Genomic DNA, 6,242 nt, shown 5'->3' on the forward strand with positions numbered 1-6,242 from the left:
CGCCGCTGACCCAGGCGCGGGTGCGGGCGCTGGCGGCGGGGCCGGGCGTCGCGCTGATCTGCGGCCGGTTCGAGGGCGTGGACCAGCGGGTGATCGAGGCGCGGGGACTGGAGGAGGTCGCGGTCGGCGACGTGGTGCTGTCCGGGGGCGAGGCGGCCGCGCTGCTGCTGCTGGACGCCTGCGTGCGGCTGCTGCCGGGCGTCATGGGCGACCACGCCTCCGGCGACGACGAGAGCTTTGAGGGCGGCCTGCTGGAGCATCCCCATTACACGCGGCCGCGTGAGTTCGAGGGCCGGGGCCTGCCCGAGGCGCTGCTGTCCGGCGACCACAAGGCCATCGCCCGCTGGCGGGCCCTGCGCGCCAAGGCGGACACCCGCGCGCGCCGCCCCGACCTTTGGGCGAAATATGTCGCCCGGACGACGGGGGGCGTCGACAAAGCCAGCGAGATCGAGTAGTAGACCGGCCACTCACGAGATTCCCCTGAAACTTCTCGTGCGCCTCGCGGCCGAAGCGAGAGACGCGGAGACGACGCTATGAACATCATCGAACAGCTCGACAAGGAGCAGATGGCGGTTGTGACCGCCGTGCGCGAGATCCCTGATTTCGCGCCGGGCGACACGGTCATCGTCAATGTGAAGGTCAAGGAAGGCGAGCGCGTGCGCGTGCAGGCCTATGAGGGCGTGGTCATCGCGCGCTCGGGCGGCGGCCTGAACCAGAACTTCACCGTGCGCAAGATTTCCTACGGCGAAGGCGTGGAGCGCGTGTTCCCGCTGTTCTCGCCGCTGATCGACAGCGTGAAGGTGGTGCGCCGCGGCAAGGTCCGTCGCGCCAAGCTGTATTACCTGCGCGATCGTCGCGGCAAGTCGGCCCGCATCGCCGAGAAGCAGGATCGCAGCCAGAAGGCGCTGGCCAAGGGCGGCAAGAAGGCCGTCGCCGCCGGCAAGTGATTCTGCGGCGCTGATCCGGCGGCCGCGCAAGGCGGCCGGTCATCGCATGCCCTGAGATATAAAAGCGACGCGGCCCCGAAACGGGCCGCGTCGCTTTTGCGCGTTTTGACGTCCTGCTCTGCGGGCGTCGTCGTCCGTGCGCCGTTCGCACACGCGGACCGGCTGTCGCGGCGGGCTGCGTCTGTCCGTTGAGAATCGAAAAGAGTGGAAGGCTGCGCGTGCTCGCCTCAGGCGGCGGGGGGAGGCGGCGGCGCGGGGGGCTCGTCCGTGATCACGCCGGCTCCGCGCCCGGCCACCAGCCAATGCGCGAGGCCGGCGGCCGCGCCGCAGGCGGCGATGTCGGCCATGGAGAACAGCGGCCCGTCCACGCCCGACGGCAGCGCCGCCCAGGGCAGCACGGCGGTGGCGGCGCCCGCCAGCGCGTAATAGGCGAAGGAGCGGATCGCGAACAGTTCGCCGATCAGCACCGCCACCACCGCGGGCGCGCCGATGAACGGTCCGAGTACGAGGGCGGCGGTCCAGAAGCCGAGGGTGAGGTCCATCCCGAACAGGGCGACCTCGTTCGGGAACAGCAGCACGTCGCCGAAATGGTTGCTGGAGATCACCGCCAGCGCCACGAAGCCGACGGTCAGCCCGCAGACGAAGCCGAGCGGCGCCATCATCAGGCGTCCGGCGATCCGCGCCAGCACGGCGCTCAGCCGGTGCGGCCGCGGGCCGGACGCGGCGCGCCGGCGAGGGTCATTCCGCGGCCTCGAGCGCGATGCGCTCCTTGGCGCGCAGGCGCTTGGTCTCCGACTTTAGCTGGCCGCAGGCGGCGGCGATGTCGCGGCCGCGGGGCGTGCGCACGGGGCTGGCGTAGCCCGCGCGGAACACGATCTCCGAGAAGCGCTCGATCGTCTCCCAGTCCGAGCACTCGTAGTCGGTGCCGGGCCAGGGGTTGAACGGAATGAGATTGATCTTGGCCGGCACGCCCTTCAGCAGGCGCACCAGCTCGCGCGCCTCCGCCGGGCTGTCGTTGATCCCCTTCAGCATCACATATTCGAAGGTGATGCGGCGGGCGTTGGAGGCGCCCGGATAGGTCCGGCAGGCCTCCATCAGCTCGGCGATGGGGTGCTTTTTGTTGATGGGCACCAGCACGTCGCGCAGGTCGTCGCGCACCGCGTGCAGCGAGATCGCGAGCTGGGCGCCCGTCTCCTCGCCGAGGCGCTTCATCTGCGGCACGACGCCGGAGGTGGAGACGGTGATGCGGCGGCGGCCGAGCCCGAGGCCCTCGCCGTCGGCGATCACCTCGATCGCGTCGCGCACCGCGTCCAGATTGTAGAGCGGCTCGCCCATGCCCATGAAGACGATGTTGGTGACAAGCCGGCCGTCCTCGCTCGCGCCCTCCGACCAGTCGCCCAGGCGGTCGCGCGCCACCAGAAGCTGGCCGACGATCTCGGCCGCGGTCAGGTTGCGCACCATGGTCTGGGTGCCGGTGTGGCAGAACGAGCAGGTGAGGGTGCAGCCGACCTGGCTGGACACGCACAGCGTGCCACGGCCTTCCTCGGGAATGTAGACCGTCTCCACCTCCGCGCCGCGGTCGTGGCGGCCGGCGGGGGGCAGGCGCAGCAGCCACTTGCGGGTGCCGTCCACGGAGATCTGCTCGGTCACAATCTCGGGCCGCGCCAGCGTGAAACGCTCGGCCAGCAGCGCGCGCAGGTCCTTCGACACATTGGTCATGTGGCCGAATTCGGCCGCGCCGCGGTTGTGGACCCAGTGGTTGATCTGGGCCGAGCGCATCTTCAGCTGGCGCTCGGGCACGCCCGCCTCGCCGAGCGACTCCATCAGGCGCGCGCGGGTGAGGCCCGCGAGCGAGGGCGCCGGCGGCGTCCAGGGCTCCGCCTCCGCCCGGGCGCCGAGGATCGGCGCGGCGTTGGCGTTGCGACGGGCGAGATCGAGCGTGGTCATGGGCGGGCGGAACGGTCGGTCAGTGTCGGGAGGCGGCGACGCATAGCACGAAAACCGCACCATGGCGAACCGGCGGCGGCGCGGGGGCTGGTCAGCCCTTCGGACCGTAGGCCGACAGGAACACGTCGACCGCCTGATCCACCACATAGGCGACCCGCTCGGGCGGGGGCGGGGCCTCGCCGCCGATCAGCACCGGCATCATCACCGAGGAGTGGCACATGGTGAGGAAGTGCCACGCTGCGAGCTCCGGGTCGGCGACGGCGAGCTCGCCCTGCGCCACCTTGGCGCGGAGCCACGCCGACAGGCGCGCGGCGCCGGCGCGGGGGCCGGAGGCCAGGAACAGCTGCCCGATGTCCGGCTTCCGGTCGGCGGCGGCGATCACCATGCGCACGGTCGCCACATGGGAGGGCTCCACCATGGCCTCGATGAAGCTGAGGCCGAGGCGCCGCAGCACGTCGCGCACGTCGTGGTTTTCGGCGTTAAGCTCGAACAGCCGCTCGGCGGTCCCGGCGCATTGCTCGCGCACCAGGGCCGCGAACAGCTCTTCCTTGCTGTCGAAATAGACGTAGAGCGTGCCCTTGGAGACGCCGGCGGCGGCGGCGATGCGGCCCATGGCGGCGGCGTCGAAGCCATGGGCGAGGAACACCGCCCGCGCGCCCTCGATGATCTGGCGGCGCTTGGCGCTGTCCAGCCGATCGTCCACGGGGGCGTCGCCCTGCGGCGCGTCCGGGTCGGTGCGCGCGGTCGGCGCGCCAGCGCCTTCCACGGCGTGAAGGGAGGTCATCCTCGCGGTCGCTCCTGAAGGGTTCGGCGGCAATCTACATCTTCGCTTAAGATATAGCTAGTGACCGAACGGTTCGGTCAAAAGGGGCCGCGACGTTCGATCGCGCCGTCCGGCGCATGGATCGACCGCCATGTAGCCGACCGGGGTTAGGGGACACACGGCCAAGGTTATGGGGTCCGCCCCGCCGTCTCCCGCTCCACGAACAGCCGCAGCAGGTGATGGGCGATCGCGGCGGGCGGCGGGGCGCGCAGGCCGTCCGGGTGATCGCCCGCGAGCAGGGCGGCGGCCTCGTCGCGGGAGAACCAGCGCAGCGCCTCCAGCTCCGAAAGGTCCGGCGTCAGCGCGTCGCCCCGCGCCTCCGCCGTCACGCCCAGCATGAGCTGGGAGGGAAACGGCCACGGCTGGCTGAAGGCGTAAGAGACCGGCCCGACGATGACGCCCGCCTCCTCGAAGATTTCCCGGCGGGCGGCGTCCTCCAGCGTCTCGCCCGGCTCCACGAAGCCCGCGAGGCAGGACCAGACGCCGGGCGGAAACCGCGCCTGCCGGCCGAGCAGGCAGCGCCCGCCATGGGTGACGAGCATGATCGCCACCGGGTCGGTGCGCGGAAAATGCAGCGCGCCGCAGGCCGGGCAGCCGCGCCGCCAGCCGCCGCTTTCCATGCGGGTCGGCGCGCCGCAATTGGCGCAGAAGCCGTTGCGGGCGTGCCAGGCCAGCATGGCGCGGGCGTAGCCGACCAGCGCGAGCGCCGAACCCGCGAGCCGCCCGTCGCTCGCCACCGTCCGCAGGTCCTCGAAGAGGGCGTCGGGAAGCCGGTCCGCGGCCTCCGCCGGGTGTTGGCGGGCGAAACAGGGCCGCCCGTCCGGATCGAGCCCCAGAAACACCTCCGCTCCGGCCGCGCCCATGCCCGCCGCCGCGTCGCGGTCGAACAGCGGGGCGAGACCGTCTCCCTCTGGGCGCAGCGCCGGGCGGTCGCCGGCAAACAGCACGATCCCGGCGGCCGGGTCCGCCGCCACGCCCTCCAGGAAGCCGGACGCGTCGCGGCGCTCGCCGCAGCGGTCGAGCGCGAGGCCGGCGTAGCCGAGGTCGGCGAGATCGGGCATGGGACATGCGTCTCCGGAACGGATGGCGGGCCTTGCAAGGCGCCCCCTTCGCGGTCCATATAGCGCGCGGGAGGTTGGCGATGGGCGTGTTCCTCGCCAACCGGGTCAGGTCCGAAAGGAAGCAGCCCCAACGAGACCGATACGGGTCGTCGTCCGACCTCCCACCTCTTCCACCGATCGCGTGACGAGGCGCTCGATGACGGCAGGCCGCGACCATTCCGCCCGCCGCCTCAGGGGCGGCGCATGACTTCCGCGCCGTCGCCCTACCGCGTTCTCGCCCGGAAGTACCGCCCCCAGCGCTTCGAGGACCTGATCGGCCAGGAGCCGATGGTGCGCACCCTGCGCAACGCCTTCGCCTCGGGCCGGATCGCGCAGGCGTGGATCCTCACCGGCGTCCGCGGCGTGGGCAAGACCACCACCGCCCGCATCCTCGCCCGCGCGCTGAACTACGAGACCGCCGACGGGCAGGGCGGCCCCACCGTCGATCTGGCGACCCCCGGCGTCCACTGCGAGGCGATCATGGAATCGCGCCATGTGGACGTGGTGGAGATGGACGCCGCCTCCCACACCGGCGTCGCCGACGTGCGCCAGATCCTGGAGACCGTGCACTACGCGCCGGTGATGGCGCGCTACAAGGTCTACATCATCGACGAAGTGCACATGCTGTCCACCAGCGCCTTCAACGCCTTCTTGAAGACGCTGGAGGAGCCGCCGCCCCATGTGAAGTTCGTGTTCGCCACCACCGAAATCCGCAAGGTGCCGGTGACGGTGCTGTCGCGCTGCCAGAACTTCTCGCTCCGGCGGGTGGCCGCGGACGAGCTCTCCGGACACCTGAAGCGCGTCTGCGACGCCGAACAGGTGACGATCGAGGACGAGGCGCTCGCGGTGATCGCGCGCGCGGCGGAAGGCTCGGTACGCGATTCGCTCTCGCTGCTGGATCAGGCCATCGCCCACGGGCAGGGCGACGTGAGCGCGGAGGCCGTGCGCGGCATGCTCGGCCTCGCCGACCGCGCCGGCGTGCTGGACCTGTTCGAGGCCGCCATGCGCGGCGACGCCGGCGAGGCGCTCGATCTGTTCCGCCGGCAGTACGACGTGGGCGCCGATCCCGTCGCGGTGCTGACCGACCTCGCCGAAACCATCCACCTCGTCACCCGGATCAAGCTCGCGCCCCAGGCCGCGGACGATCCGGCGGTGAGCGAATCCGAGCGGGTGCGCGGCCGCGCCTTCGCCGAGGGCGTCACCATGCGCGCGCTCTCCCGCGCGTGGCAGATGCTGCTGAAGGGGATCGCCGAGGTGCAGGTGGCGCCGAAGCCGGCGCAGGCGGCGGACATGGTGCTGGTGCGCCTCGCTCACGCCGCCGACCTGCCGACGCCGGACGAGGCGCTGCGCATGCTGAGGGGCGGCGAGACGCCGGCCATCCCGGCTTCTCCTCCGCCGGGCGGCGGGGGAGGCGGCGGCTCGCGC

At 71.9% G+C, this 6,242-nt stretch carries 6 protein-coding genes, 1 other RNA gene and 1 pseudogene; 4 read left to right on the plus strand and 4 right to left on the minus strand.

All coding sequences use genetic code 11. The annotated features are described in order from the left end of the window. Nucleotides 1–455, plus strand: a pseudogene (locus tag ACFQ4O_RS13945) (tRNA (guanosine(37)-N1)-methyltransferase TrmD); the annotation flags it as partial. Between the two features lie 78 nt (nucleotides 456–533). Next, nucleotides 534–947: a 50S ribosomal protein L19 gene (gene rplS, locus ACFQ4O_RS13950; protein ID WP_378776352.1), complete on the plus strand. Its 414-nt coding sequence runs from the start codon at nucleotides 534–536 to the stop codon at nucleotides 945–947. A gap of 227 nt (nucleotides 948–1,174) precedes the next feature. Here rplS and ACFQ4O_RS13955 read toward each other — a convergent pair whose 3' ends face one another. The 4 genes from ACFQ4O_RS13955 to nudC all read right to left on the minus strand — a co-directional run bounded on the left by ACFQ4O_RS13955 (nucleotide 1,175) and on the right by nudC (nucleotide 4,778). After that, nucleotides 1,175–1,636, minus strand: coding sequence for a hypothetical protein (locus ACFQ4O_RS13955; RefSeq protein WP_378776354.1), 462 nt, complete (start codon nucleotides 1,634–1,636; stop codon nucleotides 1,175–1,177). 49 nt (nucleotides 1,637–1,685) lie between these two features. After that, nucleotides 1,686–2,894 carry a 23S rRNA (adenine(2503)-C(2))-methyltransferase RlmN gene (rlmN, locus tag ACFQ4O_RS13960; RefSeq protein WP_378776356.1) on the minus strand — a complete coding sequence of 403 codons (1,209 nt, stop codon included), beginning with the start codon at nucleotides 2,892–2,894 and terminating at the stop codon, nucleotides 1,686–1,688. A 91-nt stretch (nucleotides 2,895–2,985) separates the two neighbouring features. Then, nucleotides 2,986–3,678 carry a TetR/AcrR family transcriptional regulator gene (locus ACFQ4O_RS13965; protein ID WP_378776359.1) on the minus strand — a complete coding sequence of 231 codons (693 nt, stop codon included), beginning with the start codon at nucleotides 3,676–3,678 and terminating at the stop codon, nucleotides 2,986–2,988. Between the two features lie 167 nt (nucleotides 3,679–3,845). Next, nucleotides 3,846–4,778 (minus strand): NAD(+) diphosphatase, encoded by a 933-nt coding sequence (gene nudC, locus ACFQ4O_RS13970; protein ID WP_378776361.1) that lies wholly within the window; start codon nucleotides 4,776–4,778, stop codon nucleotides 3,846–3,848. Nucleotides 4,779–4,846: 68 nt separating this feature from the next. Here nudC and ffs point away from each other — a divergent pair. Beyond that, nucleotides 4,847–4,944: signal recognition particle sRNA small type (gene ffs / locus ACFQ4O_RS13975), an RNA gene on the plus strand. A gap of 77 nt (nucleotides 4,945–5,021) precedes the next feature. After that, nucleotides 5,022–6,242: DNA polymerase III subunit gamma/tau (locus ACFQ4O_RS13980; protein ID WP_378776363.1), on the plus strand; the 1,221-nt coding region annotated here is incomplete at its 3' end.

Source organism: Methylopila musalis (assembly GCF_042679725.1).
Taxonomy (GTDB): Bacteria; Pseudomonadota; Alphaproteobacteria; order Rhizobiales; family Methylopilaceae; genus Methylopila; species Methylopila musalis.

What these genes read in the sequence shown, in the direction of transcription:
- ACFQ4O_RS13965 (WP_378776359.1), bottom strand. Translation starts at nt 3,678, where the DNA reads ATGACCTCCCTTCACGCCGTGGAAGGCGCTGGCGCGCCGACCGCGCGC.
- nudC (WP_378776361.1), bottom strand. Translation starts at nt 4,778, where the DNA reads ATGCCCGATCTCGCCGACCTCGGCTACGCCGGCCTCGCGCTCGACCGC.
- rplS (WP_378776352.1), top strand. Translation starts at nt 534, where the DNA reads ATGAACATCATCGAACAGCTCGACAAGGAGCAGATGGCGGTTGTGACC.
- rlmN (WP_378776356.1), bottom strand. Translation starts at nt 2,894, where the DNA reads ATGACCACGCTCGATCTCGCCCGTCGCAACGCCAACGCCGCGCCGATC.